Consider the following 20,023-nt stretch of genomic DNA (forward strand, 5'->3'; position numbering starts at 1 on the left):
GCGGGGCGCAAGATGCCCCCGTGACGCGGGCCATGACATGCGCTAAGACGGGCGCGGCGCTAAGTGGGGCCGGGAACTGCAAGGGGGAAGGCCGATGCGGGCGAAATTTGGCATCATCGTGATTGCGGGCGCGACCCTCATGTCGCTGGCCGCCTGCGGTGACCGCAATGGCGTCCCCGAGCTGATGAACCTGCGCCAGACAGGTGAGGGCGCCGATGAGTTCGGCATCCTTCCCACCAAGCCGCTGGAAGTGCCCGTCGACGTGGCCGCCTTGCCCGAGCCGACGCCGGGCGGCAGCAACCGCACCGATCCGACGCCTGAGGGTGATGCCGTCGCCGCGCTTGGCGGCAATCCCGCCGCGCTTGGCCGCACCGGCGTGCCGGCGGGCGATGGCGGGCTGGTCGGCCATGCCGCGCGCTTTGGCACCACCCCCGCGATCCGCGCCCAGCTTGCGGCCGAGGATCTGGACTATCGCCGCAGCAATGACGGCCGTCTGCTGGAGCGGGTGTTCAACGTGAACATCTACTACAAGGCCTACGAGCCGCTGTCGCTAGACCAGTATGCCGAGCTGGAGCGCTGGCGGGCTGCCGGCGCGCGCACCGTGGGTGCCCCGCCCGAGGCCGTCGAAACCCCCCGCTAAACCGCCCCGGCCGCTCACTTCCGCGTCACCCGTCTTGCGCCGTCCCGCCTTAGGGCTAGGGTGCGGATCAGACGCGGTATCCGGCCGTGGGCATCTTGGGAGAGCGCAATGTGGATCAGGCATATTTGGGCTGTGGCGCTGGCCTTGCTGGTGGCGGCACCCGCCGCGGCTGAGGATGTGACCACCTTCACGCTGGAGAACGGTCTCGAGGTCGTGGTGATCGAGGATCACCGCGCCCCTGCCGTTACCCATATGGTCTGGTATCGGGTCGGCGCCGCGGATGAGAAGCCCGGCGTGTCGGGCGTGGCGCATTACCTGGAACACCTGATGTTCAAGGGCACCGAAGAGATCGCGCCCAAGGAATTCTCGCGCATCGTCGAGGCGAATGGCGGGTCCGACAATGCCTTCACCTCGCAGGATTATACCGCCTATTTCCAGCGCATCGCCGCCGACCGGCTTGGCCTGGTGATGGGGATGGAGGCGGACCGGATGCGCAATCTGGTGCTGTCCGAGGCGGATGCCGCAACCGAACGCGCGGTGATCCTCGAGGAGCGCAGCCAGCGCACCGACAGTGACCCCGCCGCCCTCTTTTCCGAACAGCGGATGGCGGCGCAGTTCCTGAACCATCCTTACGGTATCCCGATCATCGGCTGGCGGCATGAGATGGAGCAGCTGAGCCTTCAGGACGCGCTGGACTGGTATCGCCTGTATTACGCGCCGAACAACGCGATCCTGATCGTCGCGGGTGATGTGGAGCCTGCCGAGGTGCGGCGACTGGCCGAAGAGCATTACGGCCCGCTGGAGCCCTCGGCCAATCTTCCCGAACGCCGCCGCACCAGCGAGCCGCCGCAGCTGGCGGAGCGGCGGATCGAATTCTCGGATCCGCGGGTGGCGCAGCCCTATGTGGTGCGCAGCTACCTTGCGCCCGAGCGCAACGCCGGCGCGCAGGAAGAGGCCGCCGCGTTGACGATGCTGGCCGATCTTCTGGGCGGGAACCAGCAGACCTCGGTTCTGGGCCGCAAGCTGAGCTTCGAGACGCAGGTCGCGCTCTACACCTCGGCCTTCTACGATGCGGTGTCGCTGGACGCCTCCACTTTCGGGCTTGCCATCGTGCCGGCGCCGGGCGTGAGCCTTGCCGAGGCCGAGGCGGCGCTGGATGCGGCCATTGCCGAGTTTCTCGCCGAGGGCGTCGATGCCGCGCAGTTCGAGCGGATCAAGACCCAGATCCGCGCCGATGAGATCTATGCCCGCGACAGCGTCGATGGCCTCGCCCGCCGCTATGGCGCCGCGCTGACCTCTGGCCTGACCGTGGCCGATGTGCAGGCCTGGCCGGATGTGCTGGAGGGGGTGACGGAGGCCGACGTGATGGCTGCCGCCGCCGAAGTGTTCGACAAACGCCGGGCCGTGACCGGCTGGCTGATGCAGGCCGAGGCCGGGGGCAGTCCGGAGCCAGAGGCCACGCCCGACCCTGCTGCGGCCGACCCTGTGGAGGTGATGCAATGATCCGCGCCCTGTTTGCGGCCTGCGCCGCCCTGCTGCTGGCCTTTCCCGCCAATGCGGTGGACATTCAGGAAGTCACCTCCCCCGGTGGGATCAAGGCCTGGCTGGTCGAGGATCACTCGATCCCCTTCACCGCGCTGGAGCTTCGATTCCGCGGCGGTGCCAGCCTGGATGCCCCCGGCAAGCGCGGCGCCATCAACCTGATGACCGCGATCATCGAGGAAGGCGCCGGCGATCTCGACGCACAGGGCTTTGCCGAAGCGCGCGAGGCGCTGGCGGCCAGCTATCGCTTCAGCGTCGGCGATGACACGCTGTCGGTCTCGGCCCGGATGCTGACCGAGAACCGCGATGCGGCGGTCGATCTGCTGAAGCTGGCACTGACCGAGCCGCGGTTCGATGTGGACGCGGTGGAGCGGGTGCGCGGGCAGGTGCTGTCGGGCCTGCAATCGGATGAGCAGGACCCGGGCACGCTGGCCGGGCGTGCCTTCAACGCGCTGGCCTTTGGCGCGCATCCCTATGCCACGCCCGCCGATGGCACGCTGGAAAGCGTCGCGGCCCTGACGCGCGAGGACATGCTGGACGCCAAGGCCCGCACCATTGCCCGCGACCGGGTGGTGGTGGCGGCGGTGGGCGACATCACCGCCGAGGATCTGGGCGCGATGCTGGATCACTTGCTGGGGGATCTGCCCGAAACCGGCGCACCGCTGCCCGACCGGGCCGAGATGGGCCTGACTGGCGGCGTGACCGTCGTCGATTTCGACACCCCGCAATCGGTGGTGGTGTTCGGCCATGAAGGGCTGAAGCGCGACGATCCCGACTTCTTCCCGGCCTATATCCTCAACCAGATCCTCGGCGGCGGCGGCTTCTCCTCGCGGCTGATGCAGGAGGTGCGCGAGGCGCGGGGGCTGACCTATGGCGTCTATTCCTACATCGTGCCGCGCGACCATGCCGAGACATGGCAGGGCAGTTTCGCCTCGTCGAACGACCGGGTGGCCGAGGCCATCGAGGTGGTGCGCGCCGAATGGGTGAAGGCGGCAGAGGGCGGCGTGACGGAGGCGGAGCTGGAGGCGGCGAAGACCTATCTGACCGGATCGTATCCGCTACGCTTTGATGGCAACGGCCAGATCGCCGACATTCTGGTGGGGATGCAGCTGGATGATCTGCCAGCGGATTACGTCAACACCCGCAATGCCGAGGTGGAGGCAGTGACGCTGGAGGATATCGCCCGGGTTGCGGCAGAGCGGCTGCATCCGGATGGGTTGCGCTTTGTGGTGGCGGGGCGCCCGGTGGCGCTTGAGGCGTCGAACTGAGGCGGCCTAACGCCAAGTCGAGCACCCTTTCTTGCCCGGAATCAAGGCGCTTCAGCGCCGCCGGGCAGCGCCCGTCCGCCCCCCGGGCGGGCGCTACTCTACCGCTCCGCCTAGAACTGCGGTGGAGGTAGGCCGCACCATAAAGTGCCTAGAACGAGCGTTGCAGCGCCCACCCGCGGACGGGCGCTTCCCTCTGACTGTGCAGGCTCCTCGTTTCCGAAGGCATGGCCGAATCTCCAGCCCCATGCTAATTCTGGTGGCATGAACGCCCCCACCCCCCATATGTCCCTCCCGCGCCCGGTGATCCGCCAACTGGATGAGGGCGCCGTGAACCGCATCGCCGCCGGCGAGGTGGTCGAGCGCCCCGCCTCGGCGGTCAAGGAGCTGGTGGAAAACGCGCTTGATGCCGGGGCGCGGCGGATCGAGATTGCCTATGCCGATGGCGGCAAGACCCTGATCCGGGTGACGGATGATGGCTGCGGGATGACTGCCGCGGACCTGCCGCTGGCGCTGTCGCGCCATGCCACGTCGAAGATCGACGGGTCCGACCTGCTGGCGATCCACAGCTTCGGCTTTCGCGGTGAGGCGCTGCCCTCGCTGGGGGCCGTCGGACGACTGACCATCACCTCGCGGGTTCAGGGCCTCGAGGCGGCGCGGATCGCGGTCGCAGGCGGGCGCGAGGAAGCCGTGCGCCCTGCGGCGCTGAGCTGCGGCACGGTGGTGGAGCTGCGCGACCTGTTCTATGCCACCCCCGCGCGGCTGAAATTCCTGCGCGGTGACCGGGCCGAGGCGCAGGCGATTGCCGATGTGGTGCGGCGGCTGGCAATGGCGGAGCCCTATGTGGGCTTCACCCTGCGGGATGAGAGCGGTGGTGATTCCCGGGTGATCCTGCGCGCCGATGCGGAACAGGGAGAGCTGTTCGGGGCCTTGCAGGCAAGGCTTTCCCGCATTCTGGGGCGCGAGTTTGCCGATAACGCGCTGCCGATCGATGCCGAACGCGAGGGGCTGCGGCTGAGCGGCTATGCCGCGCTGCCGACCTATTCGCGCGGCGCGGCGGTGGAGCAGTTCCTGTTCGTCAACGGTCGTCCGGTGCGGGACAAGCTGCTGATCGGGGCGCTGCGGGCGGCCTATATGGATTTCCTGTCGCGCGACCGGCACCCGGCGGCGGCTTTGTTCCTGACCTGCGACCCGCAGGCGGTGGATGTGAACGTGCACCCGGCCAAGGCCGAGGTGCGGTTCCGCGAGCCGGGGATTGCGCGGGGGCTGATCGTTTCGGCGCTGCGCCATGCGCTGGCGGGGGCGGGGCATCGGGCATCTTCCACCGTCGCGGGCGAGACGCTGGGGGCGATGCGGCCGGAAATGACCGGCGCGCCAAGGGTTTACCAGATGGACCGGCCCTCGCTTGGCGCGGTGCGGACGGCGTGGGAGTTCCAGGCGCCGCTGGCGCCGGAGCTGGCCGAGGCCTCGGCGCGGTATGAGGTGCCAGCGGCGGCGCCGACCGGCCTGCCGCTGGGGGCGGCGCGGGCGCAGGTGCATGAGAACTACATCATCGCCCAGACAGAGACCGGGATCGTGATCGTCGATCAGCATGCGGCGCATGAACGGCTGGTCTATGAGCGGCTGAAGGCGCAGCGGGCGAGCAGTGGCGTGCCTTCGCAGGCGCTGCTGATCCCGGAGATTGTCGAGCTGTCGCAAGGCGATGCATCGCGGCTGCTGGAGCTTGCGCCCGAACTGTCCAAGCTGGGGCTGGTGCTGGAGCCGTTCGGGGGCGGGGCGGTCGCGGTGCGCGAAACGCCGGCGATTCTGGGCGTGATCGATGCCGCGGCGCTGATCCGCGATATTCTGGATGAGCTGGCTGATCTGGGCGACAGCCAGCAGGTGCAGGCCCGGATCGATGCGGTGCTGAGCAAGATGGCCTGCCACGGCTCGGTGCGCTCGGGCCGGCAGATGCGGCCCGAGGAAATGAACGCCCTGCTGCGCGAGATGGAAGCGACGCCGCATTCGGGCCAGTGCAACCACGGGCGGCCCACCTATGTGGAACTGAAGCTGGCCGACATCGAACGGCTGTTCGGACGTCGATGATTTCCGTGTCCGGACAACAGCTTGACCTGACGGACCCGGCTGTGCTGGTCGGCGGCGGATTGGCGGTGACCTTGCTTTTGGTGCTGCTGATGCTGCGCTCTGCCGGGCGGTCCGCTCAGCGGCTGGAGCCGCTGTTGATGGCGCTTGGCAACCGGGTGCAGGGGCTTTCCGACGGCCAGCACCAGCTGGCGGGCGGGCTGCATCATGTGTCCGAGGCGCAGGCGGCCAGTCAGGCGCGGATGTTGGCGCTGATGGAGGCGCGGCTGGCAGAGGTGAGCCGGGGCATGACCGACAGCCTGCACGGGTCGGCAACGCGGACCGCGCGGAGCCTGGGCGATCTGCAGCAGCGGCTGGAGACGATCGACCGGGCGCAGGCGAAGATCGAGAAGCTGTCCGGGGATGTTCTGGGGCTGCAGGACATCTTGTCGAACAAGCAGACGCGGGGGGCGTTTGGCGAGATCCAGCTGCATGACATCGTGCAGAAGGCTTTGCCGTCAGACAGTTACACGATGCAGGCGACGCTTTCCAACGGGCGGCGGGCCGACTGCCTGATCCATCTGCCGAAACCGCCGGGGCCGATTGTCGTCGATTCGAAATTCCCGCTGGAATCCTATGAGGCGCTGCGGCGGGCCGAGAACCAGAGCCAGACCATCGAGGCGCAGCGGATGCTGCGGATTGCGGTGCGCAGCCACATAAGGGCGATTTCCGAGCGGTACATCATCGAGGGCGAGACCGCGGATGGCGCGCTGATGTTCCTGCCATCCGAGGCTATCTATGCGGAACTGCACGGGAATTTTCCGGAACTCGTGCGCGAGGGATTCGCGGTGAAGGTTTGGATCGTGTCGCCCACCACATGTATGGCGACTTTGAATACCATGCGTGCGGTGCTCAAGGATGCGCGGATGCGCGAGCAGGCGGGGGCGATCCGCAAGGAGCTGGCGCTGCTTTATACCGATGTGGAACGGCTGGGTGAGAGGGTCGGGAACCTTGACCGGCATTTCGGGCAGGCGGCCAAGGACCTGGAAGATATCAAGATTTCCGCCGACAAGGCCGGGCGGCGGGCGCGGCGGCTGGATAATTTCGACTTCGAGGAAATCGCCCCCGAGGCGGCGGCGAAGGTTGTGCCGCTCAAACCCTGAAAAACCGCGCAAGCCTTTGGGGTGGCGCGGTTTTCGGGATACAGAACCTATGCAGAAATCATGCGGATGTTATGCAGCCGCCACTCACCCCGCTCAGATCCTGAAGAACGGCTGCGCGAGGCGCGGGATCAGGCTGCGGAAGCGCAGCGGCGCGTCGGTGGCCGCCAGGCAGATGCAGGGCAGGCCGGCTTCGGCGGTGGGCGTGTGTTGCACCGCTTCATCCGCAATCTCGATATCGCCGGGGCCGAAGCGGCCATCCTCATCGCGGAAGGCACCCTGCAGCACCAGCGTCAGCTCGCGCCCGCGGTGGCTGTGGTCGGGCACCGCGGCGCCTGCGGGGATATACAGCAGCCGCGCCGTGGCATTCCTGTCGGTGCGCAGAATCGCCTGACGCACGCCCATGCCCACCGGGCGCCAGCGCACCGCGGCCAGATCGCCGCCGACATAATCCTGCAGCGGCGCCGGGAACAGGGCGCCGGACTTGCGCGGACGCTCGGACGGCGGACCGGCGGCGATGCGGCGCAGGGTGGCTTGCAGGCTGTCTTCGGCAAGCTCTGCCGTCTCCAGCGCACCGAGCAGCGAGCCGCCAAGCGCGTCATAGGCTTCGGACCGGGCGCGGCAGTCGTCACAGAGCGAGAGATGGGTGGCGACGACAAGGCTGAACGCCTCGGGCAGGGTGCCGGCGGCATAGCCCATCAGAAGATCGTCGGTCAGGTGATGTTGAATGGTCATGTTGGTCATTTCAGTTCATGGCGCAGGCGATCCAGCGCGAGGCGGATCCGGGATTTGATGGTGCCGAGCGGCAGGCCGGTGGCTGCCGCAATCTCTGTATGCGTGCGGTCGCCGAAATAGGCCTGCTCGATCAGCTCGCGTTGCTTGGGCGGAAGCTGGGTCAGCGCGGCGCCAAGGCGGGCGCTGTCCTGTCGCTGGGCCAGGATGTCGGCTTGGTCGGGCTCGTGATCCGGGCCCCATGTCAGGTCTTCGGGTTCCGGCCGCCTCGCGCGGCGCAGCGCGTCGATGCGGCGGTTGCGGGCGATGGTGAAGATCCATGTCGCCACGCTGGCGCGGGCCGGATCGTAGAGATGCGCCTTGTGCCACAGCGTCGCCATCACGTCCTGCGCGCATTCCTCGGCCAGGGTGGCATCGGCGCCGGATTTCATCAGGAACGCCTTCACACGCGGCGCGAAATGCCGGAACAACGCGGCAAAGGCGGCGTTGTCGCGGGTGTCGCGCACCTGCAGCAGCACGGCGCTCCAGTCGATGTCATCAGTTGCAGGCTGCACGGTCGGCTTTGTCTCCGAGATCGGGGCAGTCATCGGTGGCGCCCGGCGCAGGGCAGCCCTTACCCTGCCACTGTAGGCAGGGCGCGGCGGGGATGCATCCGCAAAGTCGAGGGTGAGGGCATCGGTCAACATGAGGCTGTTACGCGGCGGCGCGCTGGGCGGATCACTGGCGCCGCAGAAATGCTGCGATGCAGGAGCGGCGAGTGATCCGCAGGGGGCAAACCCGCGTAGCCGTAGGATGAATATGACCGGAGTGCCGAATGCCGTTTGAACACTTGCCCGCCCCGCCCCGCCGCATCGCCGTGATCGGTGGCGGCATTTCCGGGATGGCGGCGGCGCATCGGCTGGCAGCCGATCACCGGGTGACGCTGATCGAGGCGGCGCCGCGGCTGGGCGGCCACGCCCGCACCGTGCTGGCCGGCAAGCGCGGCGATCAGCCGGTGGATACCGGGTTCATTGTCTTCAACAAGGTGAACTATCCGCATCTGTGCGCGCTGTTTGCCGAACTGGATGTGCCGATTGCGCAAAGCGACATGAGCTTTGGCGCGTCCATCGACGGGGGCCGGTTCGAATACGGGCTGAAATCGCTGGGGGCGGTCTTCGCGCAGAAGCGTCGGGCGGCGGACCCGCGGTTCTGGCGGATGCTGCGCGACATCCTGCGCTTCAACAGCCAGGCTCTGGCGGCGGCGGATGATCCGGCGATGACCATTGGCGGGCTGCTGGACAAGCTGGGCACCGGCCCGTGGTTCCGCGATTACTACATCACCCCGCTGTCGGGGGCGATCTGGTCCACGCCGACGCGGGGGATCCTGGAGTTTCCGGCGCAGGCGATGCTGCAATTCTTCCGCAACCATGCGCTGCTGAGCCATACCGGCCAGCACCAGTGGTTCACGGTGCGGGGCGGGTCCGTCGAATATGTGCGGCGGCTGGAGGCCAGCTTGCGCAGCCGTGGGGTGGAGATCCGCACCGGCGCTGTGGTGTCGGGCGTGCGGCGGCCGGGCTATGGCGCGGAAGTTCGGATGGCGGGCGGTGAGTGGGAGCTGTTCGACGAGGTGGTGATGGCGGTGCATTCGGATGATGCGCTGGCACTGCTGTCGGATGGATCGGGGCCTGAGCGTGCGGCGCTGTCGGCGATCCGCTATCAGCCGAACGAGATGGTGCTGCATTCGGATAGCTCGGTGATGCCCAAGCGGCGGGCGGCCTGGGCCAGCTGGGTCTATACCGAGGAGGCGGGGCAGGCGGCGGATCGGATCGACCTTACCTACTGGATGAATTCCTTGCAGCCGATCCCGATGGAGGACCCGCTGTTCGTCACGCTGAACGGGCGGCGCAAGATCGACGAGCGGCTGATCCATGACACGGCGACCTTCCGGCACCCGGTCTACGATCTGGCGGCGCTGCAGGGGCAGGCGCGCGTTCGGGCGCTGAATGGCACGAACCACAGCTGGTTCTGCGGGGCCTGGATGAAGAACGGCTTTCACGAGGACGGGATCGCAAGCGCGGTCGAGGTGGTGGACGGGATCGCGGCGCAGGCGCTGAGGGCGGTGGCATGAGGGTCGAGCACATCCGCGGCCAGACCTACCATGCACGGCATGGCGGGCCAGTGAACGCCTTCCGCTATGGCATCGACTATGTGCTGCTGGAGGATGCCGAGGCGCCGGTTGCCGGGCCGCGGCTGTTCTCGCGGGGCCGGGGCAATGTGGCCTCTGTGCAGGACCGCGACCACGGCGGCGCGCCGGGGCGGGGGCGGGGCGCGATGTGGGTCCGCGAGGTGCTGATGGCCGAGGGTGTCCTGGTGCCCGGCCTGCGCATCGGGCTGCTGGCGCAGCCGCGGCTGCTGGGCCATGTGTTCAATCCGGTATCGTTCTGGCTGTGCCGGGATGGCGGCGGCGCGTTGCGCGCTGTGGTGGCCGAGGTGACGAACACCTTTGGCGACCGGCACTCCTATCTGTGCGTGCGCCCGGGGCTGGAGCCGATCCGGCCCGAGGATGAGATCGTGGCGACGAAAGTGTTCCACGTCTCGCCGTTTCAGGATGTGGCGGGGGAGTACCGGTTCCGCTTCGACATCGGCGCCAGGCGGGTCGGGATCTGGATCGACTACCACAATGGCAAGGGCGGGGTGCTGGCGACGCTGACCGGTCGCCGGGCGCCGCTGACCAATGCCGGGCTGCTGGGCGCGCTGCTGCGGCGGCCGTTTGGCAGCCGGCGGGTGCTGGCGCTGATCCATTGGCAGGCGCTGAAGCTGTTCGTGAAGGGCGCGCGGTACCGGGACCGGCCGCTGCCTCCGGTAGAAGAGGTGACGCGGTGATGGGGTTTGTGCTGGGGGCGGCAGCGGCGCTGCTGCTGGTCTGGCTGCGCGGGCGGCTGGCGGGGTTCGGGGCGCAAGCCAGCGGCGATTATGCAGGCGGGCCGGCGCTGGACATCCGCAGCGCGCTGAACGGGCCGCTGCTGTGCGAGGGCGTGATCTATGGACCGACGGGGCGGGCGAAGTCGCGCTTTGTCGGTGAGTTCGATGCGCAGTGGCAGGGCGCGACGTGCCGCATGGCGGAGGTGTTCCGCTATGAGGGCGGCGCGGTGGACCGGCGCGACTGGGTGCTGCAGCTGGGCAATGACGGCGCGATCAGCGCGACGGCGCCGGATGTGCTGGGCCGCGGTGTGGGGCGGCAACAGGGCAGCGCGGTCGTGCTGCGCTACAAGATCAGGCTGCCGCAGGATGCCGGGGGGCATGTGCTGTCGGTCACCGACTGGATGTATGCGACCCCGGGCGGCAGCATCGTCAACCGCAGCCAGTTCCGCAAATGGGGGGTACTGGTGGCCGAACTGGTGGCGACGATCCGCAAGGCGCCAGTTGAGGTGCAAGCATGAGCGTGAAGGGCCAGCGCTGGTGGCTGGTCGGCGCCAGCGAGGGGCTGGGCCGGGCGCTGGCGCAGCAGATGAGCGCGGCGGGGGCCGAGTTGGTGTTGTCGGCGCGCAGCGAGGTGCGGCTGGAGGCGCTGGTGGCCGAACTGCCGGGCCCGGCGCGGGCCGTGCCGATGGATGTGGCGGATATGGGGTCCGTCCGGGCGGCGGCGGCGCAGGTCGGTGAGATCGACGGCCTGGTCTGGCTCGCCGCGACCTATTGGCCGATGGCCGCGCAGGACTGGGACGCGGACCGCGTGGCGCAGATGTGCGACGTGAACCTGACCGGCTGCGCGCGGGTGCTGGGGCAGGTGGTGCCGGGCTTTGCGGCACGCGGGCGCGGGCATGTGGTGCTCACCGGCTCGCTGGCGGGCTATCGCGGGCTGCCCGGCGCCATCGGCTATGGCGCGTCCAAGGCCGGGGTGATGGCACTGGCCGAGGCGATGCACGCCGATCTGCGCGGGTCTGGCGTGAAGGTGCAGCTGGTCAACCCCGGCTTCATCCGCACCCGGCTGACCGAGCTGAACGATTTCGACATGCCATTCCTGATGGAGCCCGAAGACGCCGCGGCGCGGATCCTGAGGCATATGGGCACCCGGCGCTTTGCGCTGAGCTTCCCGCGGCGGTTTGCGGCGATGTTCCGGCTGGGGCAGTTCCTGCCCGATGCGCTGTGGTATCGGATCATGGGGTAGGGGCACGAGGTTGTCCCGGGCTCTGCACCCAGCGGACTTCCAAGAGCCCACCTGTCACCTTTGCTTGTGATGTCGCACGCGGGACTTTAGGCAGGCGCCAACCGATGTCGCAGCGCGCCGCGCTTGCGGGCTGCTTGAGGAACCAAAATCAATGGCCAAGACTCCCACCTCGCGCGTCGACAGGCTGTTGTCCTCCATGGGCTATGGCTCGCGCACCGAAATGGCGCGGATGGCCAAGGCTGGCGGGATCCTTCTGGACGGTGCCGATCTTCTGGACGTCACCAAGCGCATCCCTGTCACCAGGGATCTGCCGAGCCGGATGCAGATCGACGGCGAGCCGCTCGATCCGGTGGTGGGGATGGTCATCTTGCTCAACAAGCCCCTGGGAATGACCTGTTCGCACAAGGAAGACGGCCCGCTTGTCCATGACATCCTGCCCAGACGCTGGAAATTGCGGGATCCGGCGATCTCGACCATCGGGCGCCTCGACAAGCAGACCACCGGCCTTTTGCTGCTGACCGATGACGGTGACCTCTTGCACCGGGTCATCAGCCCTAAACGCCACGTCAAGAAGACCTACCGCGCCAGGCTGGCCCGCCCGCTGGCGGGCAGCGAGGGCGCGCTGTTCGCCTCGGGCACCCTGATGCTGGAGGGCGAGCACAAGCCGCTGGCGCCTGCCGAGTTGGAGGTGGTGTCGGACACCGAAGCCCTGCTGAGCGTGACCGAGGGCCGGTACCATCAGGTGCGCCGCATGTTCGCGGCCACCGGCAACCATGTCGACGACCTGCACCGCGAACGTCTGGGCGGGCTGTCGCTGCCTGAAGATCTGGCGCCCGGTCAGTGGAAGCTGCTGAGCGAGGATGAGCTCGCCCTGATCTTTCAGTAGGCGCGCGGCGGACCGCCGCCACCGCCCACCCTTGCACCCGCCGTCGCTTTGCCCGAGGGTCGCCCCTAACAAGGGAGGCCCCAATGCTGCAGATCAGCCCCGACAAGATTGCCCATGTGATCGTGCGCGCGCGCGAACTGGATGCCAAGGTCGGCACCTGGGACAGCCCCGGCGACAGCGTCGATTCCGACTCCATTCTGGAGGCCCGGTCGGGCGATGCGACCGAGCAAGAGCTGCGCGCCTTCATCGGCGCGCTGAATGTCGATGAGCAGGCCAGCCTTGTCGCGGTGATGTGGATCGGCCGCGAGACCTATGGCGCCGATGAGCTGGACGAGGCGATCGAGACCGCCCGCGCCGAGGCGACGGCGCCCACCGCCGATTACCTGCTGGGGGTGCCGCAGCTGTCGGATTACCTCGAGGACGGGCTCGATGCCTTGGGAATTTCGGTGGAGGATGCCGAGGACGGGGTGCTTTAACGCCCCTGCCAGGCGGCGAGGATGTATTTCGCCGTCATCAGGTCCAGATGCGCGCCGCCGCCGTTTTTGGACAGGGTGATCTCGTCCTCGGTCCCGCGGGCATAGGTTCCGGCGGGCAGGTCATAGAAATCGGCGATCACGTCCTCGGGGGTGATGACGCCTGTCGCCAGCGGCTGCTTCAGCTCTCCGATATGGCCCATCGTGGTGGCGCGGGCATCGACGAAGATGCGGGCGCGGCGCAGCACGTCGTCATCCGCCTCGCGCATGTCGGGGCGGTAGGCGCCGATCAGGTCGAGATGGGTGCCGGGCGAGAGCCACGCGCCCTGGATCACCGGAGTTGAGGACATGGTCGTGGTGGCGATGATCTCGGCCCGCGCCACGGCTTCGGGCAGGTCAGTGACGGCAACCACCGGGGCGCGGCCGGCGAGGGCCTCGGCCAGCGCATCGGCGGCGGTGGCGGTGCGGTTCCAGACCTCGAAGCTCGCATCGGGGAAGGCAGCGCCGTAGGCCTCGATCATCGAGCGGGCGACATTGCCGGCGCCGACGATCAGGATGCGGCGCGCGCCCGGGCGGGCGAGGCGGCGGGCGGCCAGCAGCGAATCGCCGGCGGTCTTCCACTTGGTCACCAGATGGAAATCGACGATCGCCTCCAGCCTTCCATGCGCGTCATCGAACAGGTTCACCGCGCCGTTGACCATCGGGATGCCGGCGCCCGGATTACCCGGCATCACCGTCGCGCCCTTGATCGCCAGCCCCAGCCCGTCGATCCAGGCAGAGCGGGTCAGGAGTGTGTCCTTGCCGCGGTAAAGGAAGGTATCGGCCACCTCGGCGCGCGGCAGGGCGTGGCCCGCCGCCAGCGCGTCGGTGAGGGCGATCCAGTCCAGATGGGCTTCGGCCTCGGGTCCGATGATCGGGGTGGTCATGCTGCCTCCTCGGCGGTCAGGAAGCCCTCGGCGACCAGACGCGCGGCCCAGCCTTCGGGGCCGGTGAAATGGTGGGTCTGCCAGCCGCGGGCATCGGCGGCGGCGATATTGTCGGCGCGGTCGTCGGTGAAGAGCAGCGCGGCGGGGGGCAGGCCGCAATCGGCCTCGACCGCGGCATAGATCGCGGGGTCGGGCTTGATCAGGCCCATGTGGCCCGAGACATAGGCGCGGTCGAATTCGGACAGGAAGTCATATTGCGTCTGCGCATAGGCAAAGCTGTCGATGCCGAAATTGGTCAGCGCAAACACCGGCACGCCCTTGCCGCGCAGCTTGCGCAGCAGGCGGACGGAGTGGGGGGTCGCGGGGCTGGCCATGTGGATCCAGTCGTCATGCCAGCGGCGGATGTGCTCGCGCCATTCCGGGTAAAGCTCGGCATGGGCATAGATCGTGGCCTGGAACGGGGCGCCGCGGTCCACCTCGTCGTTCATCGCGTGCAGATCGACGGCGGCGAACATCCGGGCCCGCTCGGCCGGGTCCATCACCCTGTCGTAATGCCGCTCGGGGTTCCATTCGATCAGCACATTGCCGATGTCGAAGACCACTGCCTCAGCTGTCATCCGTGCTCTCCTTGATCGCCGCCCGCAGCATCCGGTCCAGCGCGTCGAGAAAGCGCGAGCGGTCGGCCTTTGTAAAGCCCTTGCCCCCGCCCTGCCGGAACGGATCGGCGGCGCGCAGATCGGCCATCAGGTCGCGCGTCGCCAGCACGTTGCCGATATTGGCCGGCGTCAGCGCCTCACCATTGTGCTTCAGCACCCGGGCGCCCGCGGCCACGCATTTGGCGGCCAGCGGAATGTCCCCGGTCACCACCACATCGCCGCGGCCCGCCCGCTCGGCGATCCAGATGTCCGCCAGATCGGGGCCATCGGGCACGAAGACCATCTCCACCAGCGGATGCGGCGAGATGCGCAGGCCCCCGTTGGAGACAAGCAGCATCCGCACGCCAAGGCGTTCGGCCACGCGCAGCGCCTCGTCCTTCACCGGGCAGGCATCGGCGTCGATATAGAGCGCAGTCATCAGCGCGCGTAGAGGTTTTCGGCGTGGAAGGCGACGTGGTCGGCCATGAAGGTCGAGACGAAGTAATAGCTGTGGTCATAGCCGGGCTGCATCCGCATCTGCCCGGGCTGGCGGCGGGCCATCATCGCCTCGGCCAGCACCTCGGGTTTCAGCAGGTGCAGGAACTGGTCCTTGGCGCCCTGGTCGATCAGCACCGGGCCGTCGAAGCCCACGGCGCGCATCCGCAGGCTGGCGTCATGGTCGGCCCAGGTGGATTCGTCGGGGCCAAGATAGGCCGCGAACTGCTTGCGGCCCCAGTCCGATGTGGTGGGGCTGGCAATCGGCGCGAAGGCGGAAACCGAGCGGAAGCGGCCCTGCAGCCGCATCGCCAGCGTCAGCGCGCCATGGCCGCCCATCGAATGGCCGGTGATCGACTGGCGTTCGTCATCCACCTCGAAATTCGCGGTCACGATCCGCGGCAGCTCCTCGGAGATGTAATCCCACATCTTGTAATGCTTGGCCCAGGGGTCTTGGGTCGCATTCACGTAGAACCCCGCGCCCTGGCCCAGATCGAAGGCTTCGTCATCGGCCACGCCCTTGCCGCGGGGCGAGGTGTCGGGGAACACCACCGCCACCCCGTATTCCGCCGCCCATTGCTGCGCGCCGGCCTTCACCATCGCATTCTCATGCGTGCAGGTCAGGCCCGACAGATACCACAGCATCGGCACCGGATGCTCCTCTGCCTCCTCGGGCAGGAACAGGCCAAAGGTCATCTCGCAGCCGCAGGTATCCGACTCATGCGCATAGACGCCCTGCACGCCGCCAAAGCTCTTGTTTTCCGAAATCGTCCGCATTGCAGTCTCCTATGGGTTCAGACGCCTGTGACCCAGGCGATGACCGCGGGCACCGTGAGGATGCTGGCCGCGGTCGAGATCAGGATCGCCGCGGACACCCGTGCCTGCGCGACCCCGTAATGATGGGCAAGGATATAGACATTGCCGGCAACCGGAAGGGCGGCCGCGGCGATCATCACGCCGGCGGCGTAGGGATCGACGTTGAAGATCCAGAGCGCGGCGATGGCGACAGCGCCCGGATGCAGCACCAGCTTGGCGAAGGACAGCCAGACGGCCGGCGCCACCCGTTCCGCCGCGCGCCGCGCCGCCAAGGATGCGCCGATGGCAAACAGCGCGCCGGGCGTGGCGGCGGCGCCGAGGATCTGCGTGAACTCGTCCAGCGGCGCGGGCATCGGCAACTGCAGGCCCGACCAGGCCAGCCCCGCCAGCATCGACATGATCATCGGGTTGCGCAGCAGCCCCATCGCCAGCGCGCCGAGCAGGGCTATCGACACCCGCCCCTGACGCGCCCCGGTGATCAGCAGGGTGACGAGGGTCGAGAACACGATCATGTCGATGGTCAGCACCATCAGCACCGGCCCCGCCGCCTGCACCCCCAGCAGCACCACCAGCATCGGCACACCCAGAAAGCCGGTATTGCCGGTCATGGCCGTGTGCGCCTCCATCGCCGAGGCCGCCAGATCCTGTCCGCGGAACCGGGCCACGGCCATTCCCAGCACCCAGATCACGGCCGACCCGCTAAGGTAGGCCAGCACGAATCCGGTATCGAAGATCTCGGCTAGCGACAGGTTGGCAGCAAAGCGGAACAGCATCGCCGACAGCGCGAAGTAGAACACGAACTTCGTCAGCCAGGCCGTTGCCTCCTCGGGGAAAAAGCGGGTTCGGCCAGCCAGCCAGCCAAGGCCGATCAGCGCGAAGAAGGGCAGGGTCTTCAGGAATATCGCCAGCATTGGGCAAGGCGTATCACGCCGCGCTGCCGCGTGCCATATGCGGAGCCCGTCTGCGAGCGTGAACTCCCTCTGTTTCCGGCGCGAAAAGGGGACTTGCCTGTGGCAAGTCACCCGTGCCGGTTGCCTGGAGGCGCAAGCCGGAAGGCAAGGGGGGTGCGGCCAAGCCGGACGGTGCCAAATTCTGAGGTGACCGCCCGGAGCGCACGTTATGTGCCCGCCAAGGGGGGGCGGGCACATCAGAATTTCGTCGACGGCCGAAATTCTGAAAAAGGCCGACGTTGGGCCAAGTTTCCGGTGCTCTACCCTGCCCCGATCAACGCCCCCGCGGCGAACACCAGCGCGCCGCCCAGAACCACCTGGAAGGTCGCCCGCAGGAAGGGGGTTTCCATGAAGCGGTTCTGGATCCAGACGATGGCCCACAGCTCCACGAACACCACGATGATGGCGATGACCGTCGCCGTCCAGAAATCGGCGATCAGGTAGGGCAGCGCGTGCCCCAGCCCGCCCAGCGTCGTCATCACGCCCGAGGCGAGGCCCCGCTTCCACGGCGCGCCGCGGCCCGACAGCACCCCGTCATCATGCGCGGCCTCGGTGAAGCCCATGCTGATCCCGGCACCGATCGACGCCGCAAGCCCGACCAGCAGCGTGGTATGCGGATCGCGGGTGGCGAAGGCGGTGGCGAAGATCGGCGCGAGCGTGGAAACCGACCCGTCCATCAGCCCCGCCAGTCCCGGCTGCACCCAGGTCAGCAGGAATTGCCGGTGCCTCACCCGGTCCTCGGTCTCACGCGCCTCGGGCTCCAGATGCTCGGCGGTCAGCGCATCGGCGCGGATCTTGTGGCCCGCCTCTGCCGCCGCGAGGTCCCCCAGCAGCTTGCGGGTAGCGGCATCGGTGCTGGCCTGCGCCGCGGCCGTGTAGAAGCGCGCCGCATCCTGCTCCATCGCCGAGGCTTCGGCGCGGATCCGGTCCAGCCCCAGCCCCTCGATCAGCCAGACCGGGCGGCGGGCGTAATAGCCCGCCACATGTTCGCGCCGGATCAGCGGGATCACCTCGCCAAAACGGGCGCGGAACGCCTCGATCAGCCGCTGGCGATGCCCGTTCTCCTCATCTGCCATGCCGTCGAAGACCGCTGCCGAAGACGGATAGTCTGCGCGCAGGCCTTCGGCATAACTGCGATAGATGCGCGCGTCGTCCTCTTCCGAGAAGATCGCCAGCGCCAGGATCTCGCGCTCGGACAGGTCACTGAACTTTCGCCGCGAGGCAAGGCCGGGGATCATGGGGGAAACTCCTAGTTTAGAATGGTTCCAATCTATTCCTCCGACGGGCTGTGGGCAAGGCCGCAAGGTGCCGCAGTCAGAAAAATGAACTCATCGGTTCATTTTCTTCTTGAGGATCTGAACCGATGAGTTTAGATGATCCGTATCTGAACCGATCAGTTCAGCTCTAACCCGGAGCATTCCCATGAAACGCCTTGTCCTCGCTGCGAGCCTTGCCCTGATCCCGCTTTCGGCCCTGCCCGTGGCCGCTGGTTCCTTCGGCATCGACCTGCCGCGGCTCGACTTCCCCGCCCCGACCACGGACGGGCAGACCACCCGCGCCGACCAATCGCCCGCGACCGAGGCGACCCGCTGACCCATCGCTCCCCGGCCGGTCCGCCTTGCTGTTCACCGCGCGCTGCGTCTATGATCGCCAGCGCAGCAAAGGGTGGCGGCATGGCCGACGGGCAGGAAATCAAGAAGGGCCGCAAGTTCGACCAGGTGCTGGATGGCGCCCGGACGGTCTTTCTGCGCGACGGGTTCGAAGGCGCCAGCGTCGATGACATCGCGCGCGAGGCGGGCGTGTCGAAAGCCACCCTCTACAGCTACTTCCCCGACAAGCGCCTGCTGTTCATGGAAGTGGCCAAATGCGAATGCGCCCGCCAGGCCGATGAAGCGATGGAGGTGCTGGACCTGACCGCCGCGCCCGAGACGGTGCTGCGCGGCGCGGCCGAACGCATCGTGGCCTTCATCTCGTCGGAATTCGGGCAGCGCGTGTTCCGCATCTGCGTGGCAGAGGGCGACCGCTTCCCGCAGATCGGCCCGCAATTCTACTGTTCGGGCCCGCAGCTGGTCCGCGACCGGCTGGCCAGCTACCTGCGGCAGGCGACAGAGCGGGGCCAGCTTCGTATCGACGATATCGAGCTGGCGGCGGAGCAGTTCGCCGAGCTGTGCAAGGCCGGGATCCATGACCGGATGATCTATGGCATCGGCGAGGCCGGAACCCCCGCCGACGCCCGCCGCACCATCGACGGCGCGGTCGAGATGTTCATGGCGCGGTATGGGGCCCGCTACGGGGTGAAGCCCTAGGCGAGGTCGCGGGCCAGCAGCGTGTTGCCGGGGCCCTGCTTCACCTCGAAGCGGCCGGTCTTCTTCACCAGATCGCTGAACTTCGACGCGCCATAGCTGCGCACGTCGAAATCCGGGTTCGCCTGTGTGATGAACTGCCCGATCGGCCCCAGCGAATACCATTCGCCATCCGGGTCGATCGCCCGCATCGCCGCGATGATCAGCGGGATCGCCATCGCCGGCGCTTCCTTGCCGCGCCGCGCCGGCTCGCCCTGCCGCACCGGGCCGGGGGCGGTGTCGCCGCTCTGCGGCTCTGCCGGCTCCGCGGGGCTGTCATCCGCCCCGAGGTTTTCCACATAGATGAAGCGCTTGCAGGCCATGCGGAAGGCCTCGGGCGTCTTCTTCTCGCCGATGCCATAGACATCCAGCCCCTGCTCGCGGATCCGCGCCGCCAGCCGGGTGAAGTCGCTGTCGGAGCTGACCAGCACAAAGCCGTCGAACAGCCGCGAATGCAAGAAATCCATCGCGGCGATCACCAGCCCGATGTCGGAGGCGTTCTTGCCCTTGGTGTTGGAGAACTGCTGATCGGCCACCAGCCCCAGGGCCGCGACCTTCTCGGCCCAACGGTTCAGCCGCACTGCCGACCAGTCCCCATAGATCCGCCGGACCGAGGCTTCGCCAAGGCTCGCCACCTCGTCAAAGATCGCGCCGGCATAATGCGCGGGCACGTTGTCGGCATCGATCAGCACACAAAGGCGGGGGGCGCGGTGGTCAGCCATCATTCGGTCTCCTGACATCGGATCATGTCGTAAGGGGCCGCTGCGGCCCGCGTCCTGTCATCCTTCAACCCGGGCGGAAGGACAAGTCCCCCTCCGCCCGGGGCTTGGCTCAATACACCACCACGCTGCGGATGCTTTCCCCCGAATGCATCAGGTCGAAGCCCTTGTTGATGTCTTCCAGCTTCAGCGTATGGGTGATCATCGGGTCGATCTCGATCTTGCCGTCCATGTACC

22 protein-coding genes and 1 pseudogene are annotated in these 20,023 nt (G+C 67.8%); 13 read left to right on the forward strand and 10 right to left on the reverse strand.

The annotated features are described in order from the left end of the window. Positions 1-94: 94 nt before the first annotated feature. The 5 genes from GVY41_RS11510 (at position 95) to GVY41_RS11530 (ending at position 6,671) form a co-directional block, all read left to right on the forward strand. Complete coding sequence (locus tag GVY41_RS11510) at positions 95-640, forward strand: DUF3035 domain-containing protein (RefSeq protein WP_161346559.1); 546 nt, start codon at positions 95-97, stop codon at positions 638-640. 108 nt (positions 641-748) lie between these two features. Further along, positions 749-2,143, forward strand: coding sequence for a M16 family metallopeptidase (locus GVY41_RS11515; RefSeq protein WP_161346561.1), 1,395 nt, complete (start codon positions 749-751; stop codon positions 2,141-2,143). Further along, the gene (locus GVY41_RS11520; protein ID WP_161346563.1) at positions 2,140-3,450 is read left to right on the forward strand and encodes a M16 family metallopeptidase; all 1,311 of its coding nucleotides are present in this window, start codon (positions 2,140-2,142) and stop codon (positions 3,448-3,450) included. Before GVY41_RS11515 ends, GVY41_RS11520 begins: the two co-directional genes overlap by 4 nt. A gap of 261 nt (positions 3,451-3,711) precedes the next feature. Beyond that, positions 3,712-5,532 (forward strand): DNA mismatch repair endonuclease MutL, encoded by a 1,821-nt coding sequence (gene mutL / locus GVY41_RS11525; RefSeq protein ID WP_229726026.1) that lies wholly within the window; start codon positions 3,712-3,714, stop codon positions 5,530-5,532. Beyond that, complete coding sequence (locus tag GVY41_RS11530; RefSeq protein ID WP_161346565.1) at positions 5,529-6,671, forward strand: DNA recombination protein RmuC; 1,143 nt, start codon at positions 5,529-5,531, stop codon at positions 6,669-6,671. Before mutL ends, GVY41_RS11530 begins: the two co-directional genes overlap by 4 nt. Positions 6,672-6,764: 93 nt before the next feature. Here GVY41_RS11530 and GVY41_RS11535 read toward each other — a convergent pair whose 3' ends face one another. Together GVY41_RS11535 and GVY41_RS11540 are read right to left on the reverse strand one after the other, a co-directional pair. Continuing rightward, a complete protein-coding gene (locus GVY41_RS11535) occupies positions 6,765-7,412 on the reverse strand; it encodes a ChrR family anti-sigma-E factor (RefSeq protein ID WP_373283291.1) in 648 nt (215 codons plus the stop codon). Next, positions 7,409-7,987 carry a sigma-70 family RNA polymerase sigma factor gene (locus GVY41_RS11540; protein WP_237422090.1) on the reverse strand — a complete coding sequence of 193 codons (579 nt, stop codon included), beginning with the start codon at positions 7,985-7,987 and terminating at the stop codon, positions 7,409-7,411. Before GVY41_RS11540 ends, GVY41_RS11535 begins: the two co-directional genes overlap by 4 nt. Positions 7,988-8,214: 227 nt before the next feature. Between GVY41_RS11540 and GVY41_RS11545 the strand changes: the two genes are divergently transcribed. From GVY41_RS11545 to GVY41_RS11570, 6 genes are all read left to right on the forward strand, one after another. After that, positions 8,215-9,507: an NAD(P)/FAD-dependent oxidoreductase gene (locus GVY41_RS11545; RefSeq protein WP_161346571.1), complete on the forward strand. Its 1,293-nt coding sequence runs from the start codon at positions 8,215-8,217 to the stop codon at positions 9,505-9,507. After that, positions 9,504-10,262 carry a DUF1365 domain-containing protein gene (locus GVY41_RS11550; RefSeq protein ID WP_161346574.1) on the forward strand — a complete coding sequence of 253 codons (759 nt, stop codon included), beginning with the start codon at positions 9,504-9,506 and terminating at the stop codon, positions 10,260-10,262. The genes GVY41_RS11545 and GVY41_RS11550 overlap by 4 nt, the downstream gene beginning before the upstream one ends. Next, positions 10,262-10,819 (forward strand): DUF3833 family protein, encoded by a 558-nt coding sequence (locus tag GVY41_RS11555; RefSeq protein ID WP_161346649.1) that lies wholly within the window; start codon positions 10,262-10,264, stop codon positions 10,817-10,819. Before GVY41_RS11550 ends, GVY41_RS11555 begins: the two co-directional genes overlap by 1 nt. Beyond that, positions 10,816-11,544, forward strand: a complete 729-nt coding sequence (locus GVY41_RS11560; RefSeq protein ID WP_161346575.1) for an SDR family NAD(P)-dependent oxidoreductase — start codon at positions 10,816-10,818, stop codon at positions 11,542-11,544. The genes GVY41_RS11555 and GVY41_RS11560 overlap by 4 nt, the downstream gene beginning before the upstream one ends. Before the next feature lie 151 nt (positions 11,545-11,695). After that, positions 11,696-12,430: a pseudouridine synthase gene (locus GVY41_RS11565; protein ID WP_161346577.1), complete on the forward strand. Its 735-nt coding sequence runs from the start codon at positions 11,696-11,698 to the stop codon at positions 12,428-12,430. Between the two features lie 83 nt (positions 12,431-12,513). Then, positions 12,514-12,906 (forward strand): DUF3775 domain-containing protein, encoded by a 393-nt coding sequence (locus tag GVY41_RS11570; RefSeq protein ID WP_161346579.1) that lies wholly within the window; start codon positions 12,514-12,516, stop codon positions 12,904-12,906. On the opposite strand, the gene GVY41_RS11575 is transcribed toward GVY41_RS11570, so the two are convergent. From GVY41_RS11575 to mbfA, 6 genes are all read right to left on the reverse strand, one after another. Then, positions 12,903-13,829 carry an ornithine cyclodeaminase family protein gene (locus tag GVY41_RS11575; protein WP_161346581.1) on the reverse strand — a complete coding sequence of 309 codons (927 nt, stop codon included), beginning with the start codon at positions 13,827-13,829 and terminating at the stop codon, positions 12,903-12,905. The two genes, GVY41_RS11570 and GVY41_RS11575, sit on opposite strands and share 4 nt — an antisense overlap. Continuing rightward, a complete protein-coding gene (locus tag GVY41_RS11580) occupies positions 13,826-14,446 on the reverse strand; it encodes an HAD family hydrolase (RefSeq protein ID WP_161346583.1) in 621 nt (206 codons plus the stop codon). The genes GVY41_RS11575 and GVY41_RS11580 overlap by 4 nt, the downstream gene beginning before the upstream one ends. Further along, a complete protein-coding gene (locus tag GVY41_RS11585; RefSeq protein ID WP_161346585.1) occupies positions 14,436-14,903 on the reverse strand; it encodes a YaiI/YqxD family protein in 468 nt (155 codons plus the stop codon). Before GVY41_RS11585 ends, GVY41_RS11580 begins: the two co-directional genes overlap by 11 nt. Further along, complete coding sequence (fghA, locus tag GVY41_RS11590; protein ID WP_161346587.1) at positions 14,903-15,736, reverse strand: S-formylglutathione hydrolase; 834 nt, start codon at positions 15,734-15,736, stop codon at positions 14,903-14,905. The genes GVY41_RS11585 and fghA overlap by 1 nt, the downstream gene beginning before the upstream one ends. A 17-nt stretch (positions 15,737-15,753) precedes the next feature. Next, positions 15,754-16,686 carry an AEC family transporter gene (locus tag GVY41_RS11595; protein WP_161346589.1) on the reverse strand — a complete coding sequence of 311 codons (933 nt, stop codon included), beginning with the start codon at positions 16,684-16,686 and terminating at the stop codon, positions 15,754-15,756. 299 nt (positions 16,687-16,985) lie between these two features. Then, positions 16,986-17,963, reverse strand: a complete 978-nt coding sequence (gene mbfA / locus GVY41_RS11600; protein WP_161346591.1) for an iron exporter MbfA — start codon at positions 17,961-17,963, stop codon at positions 16,986-16,988. 184 nt (positions 17,964-18,147) lie between these two features. Here mbfA and GVY41_RS11605 point away from each other — a divergent pair, with 184 nt between their 5' ends. Beyond that, positions 18,148-18,318 (forward strand): hypothetical protein, encoded by a 171-nt coding sequence (locus GVY41_RS11605; protein ID WP_161346593.1) that lies wholly within the window; start codon positions 18,148-18,150, stop codon positions 18,316-18,318. Positions 18,319-18,398: 80 nt separating this feature from the next. Then, positions 18,399-19,031, forward strand: a complete 633-nt coding sequence (locus GVY41_RS11610) for a TetR/AcrR family transcriptional regulator (protein WP_161346595.1) — start codon at positions 18,399-18,401, stop codon at positions 19,029-19,031. Here the strand turns inward: GVY41_RS11610 and GVY41_RS11615 are convergent. Both GVY41_RS11615 and GVY41_RS11620 read right to left on the reverse strand, forming a co-directional pair. Further along, a complete protein-coding gene (locus tag GVY41_RS11615; RefSeq protein ID WP_161346597.1) occupies positions 19,028-19,789 on the reverse strand; it encodes an NYN domain-containing protein in 762 nt (253 codons plus the stop codon). The genes GVY41_RS11610 and GVY41_RS11615 overlap by 4 nt on opposite strands. Positions 19,790-19,898: 109 nt before the next feature. Continuing rightward, positions 19,899-20,023, reverse strand: a pseudogene (locus GVY41_RS11620) (S-(hydroxymethyl)glutathione dehydrogenase); the annotation flags it as partial.

The sequence above is a fragment of the Frigidibacter albus genome, from assembly GCF_009908165.1.
Classification (GTDB): Bacteria; Pseudomonadota; Alphaproteobacteria; order Rhodobacterales; family Rhodobacteraceae; genus Frigidibacter; species Frigidibacter albus.

Bases quoted from the DNA above. Each gene is read 5' to 3' on its own strand.
- GVY41_RS11555 (WP_161346649.1), top strand. From the start codon at position 10,262: ATGGGGTTTGTGCTGGGGGCGGCAGCGGCGCTGCTGCTGGTCTGGCTG.
- GVY41_RS11540 (WP_237422090.1), bottom strand. From the start codon at position 7,987: ATGACTGCCCCGATCTCGGAGACAAAGCCGACCGTGCAGCCTGCAACT.
- GVY41_RS11535 (WP_373283291.1), bottom strand. From the start codon at position 7,412: ATGACCAACATGACCATTCAACATCACCTGACCGACGATCTTCTGATG.
- fghA (WP_161346587.1), bottom strand. From the start codon at position 15,736: ATGCGGACGATTTCGGAAAACAAGAGCTTTGGCGGCGTGCAGGGCGTC.
- GVY41_RS11580 (WP_161346583.1), bottom strand. From the start codon at position 14,446: ATGACAGCTGAGGCAGTGGTCTTCGACATCGGCAATGTGCTGATCGAA.
- GVY41_RS11585 (WP_161346585.1), bottom strand. From the start codon at position 14,903: ATGACTGCGCTCTATATCGACGCCGATGCCTGCCCGGTGAAGGACGAG.
- mutL (WP_229726026.1), top strand. From the start codon at position 3,712: ATGAACGCCCCCACCCCCCATATGTCCCTCCCGCGCCCGGTGATCCGC.
- GVY41_RS11615 (WP_161346597.1), bottom strand. From the start codon at position 19,789: ATGGCTGACCACCGCGCCCCCCGCCTTTGTGTGCTGATCGATGCCGAC.
- GVY41_RS11560 (WP_161346575.1), top strand. From the start codon at position 10,816: ATGAGCGTGAAGGGCCAGCGCTGGTGGCTGGTCGGCGCCAGCGAGGGG.
- GVY41_RS11575 (WP_161346581.1), bottom strand. From the start codon at position 13,829: ATGACCACCCCGATCATCGGACCCGAGGCCGAAGCCCATCTGGACTGG.
- GVY41_RS11610 (WP_161346595.1), top strand. From the start codon at position 18,399: ATGGCCGACGGGCAGGAAATCAAGAAGGGCCGCAAGTTCGACCAGGTG.
- GVY41_RS11520 (WP_161346563.1), top strand. From the start codon at position 2,140: ATGATCCGCGCCCTGTTTGCGGCCTGCGCCGCCCTGCTGCTGGCCTTT.
- GVY41_RS11550 (WP_161346574.1), top strand. From the start codon at position 9,504: ATGAGGGTCGAGCACATCCGCGGCCAGACCTACCATGCACGGCATGGC.
- mbfA (WP_161346591.1), bottom strand. From the start codon at position 17,963: ATGATCCCCGGCCTTGCCTCGCGGCGAAAGTTCAGTGACCTGTCCGAG.
- GVY41_RS11570 (WP_161346579.1), top strand. From the start codon at position 12,514: ATGCTGCAGATCAGCCCCGACAAGATTGCCCATGTGATCGTGCGCGCG.
- GVY41_RS11605 (WP_161346593.1), top strand. From the start codon at position 18,148: ATGAAACGCCTTGTCCTCGCTGCGAGCCTTGCCCTGATCCCGCTTTCG.
- GVY41_RS11515 (WP_161346561.1), top strand. From the start codon at position 749: ATGTGGATCAGGCATATTTGGGCTGTGGCGCTGGCCTTGCTGGTGGCG.
- GVY41_RS11510 (WP_161346559.1), top strand. From the start codon at position 95: ATGCGGGCGAAATTTGGCATCATCGTGATTGCGGGCGCGACCCTCATG.
- GVY41_RS11565 (WP_161346577.1), top strand. From the start codon at position 11,696: ATGGCCAAGACTCCCACCTCGCGCGTCGACAGGCTGTTGTCCTCCATG.
- GVY41_RS11595 (WP_161346589.1), bottom strand. From the start codon at position 16,686: ATGCTGGCGATATTCCTGAAGACCCTGCCCTTCTTCGCGCTGATCGGC.
- GVY41_RS11530 (WP_161346565.1), top strand. From the start codon at position 5,529: ATGATTTCCGTGTCCGGACAACAGCTTGACCTGACGGACCCGGCTGTG.
- GVY41_RS11545 (WP_161346571.1), top strand. From the start codon at position 8,215: ATGCCGTTTGAACACTTGCCCGCCCCGCCCCGCCGCATCGCCGTGATC.